The sequence below is a fragment of the Acinetobacter sp. NRRL B-65365 genome (assembly GCF_001605865.1).
Lineage (GTDB): Bacteria > Pseudomonadota > Gammaproteobacteria > Pseudomonadales > Moraxellaceae > Acinetobacter > Acinetobacter vivianii.
The window spans coordinates 400-698 of record NZ_LRPD01000075.1; the positions used below are offsets into that span (position 1 = coordinate 400).

A 299-nucleotide genomic window follows, 5' to 3' on the forward strand; every position below is an offset into this window, starting at 1 on the left:
CTCTATATTGCTTGTAATATTTTAATGTCAGAAATGGTGCCAACCAAACATCGCTCGACTGTTTTGGCTACTCTCATGACGGGTTATACCTTAGGTTCTTTGTTAGCGACTTTATTGGCAGGGCATATTATTCCTGAACATGGCTGGCGTTTCCTTTATTGGATTGCAATTACGCCTGTGGTGTTATCAGTTTTAATGCACTTTTGCGTGCCTGAACCTGAATCATGGAAAAAATCTCGTCAATTAAAAGCGTTAGAAGTCGCTCAAAGTAGCCAACCTAAAAAACGTCAAAACCCATA

1 protein-coding gene is annotated in these 299 nt (G+C 39.8%); it reads left to right on the forward strand.

Annotation, left to right across the window (positions count from 1 at the left end; all coding sequences use genetic code 11):
- Window positions 1–299 (forward strand): MFS transporter (locus AWW72_RS19740; RefSeq protein ID WP_249409185.1); only part of this gene is annotated, 299 nt, incomplete at both ends.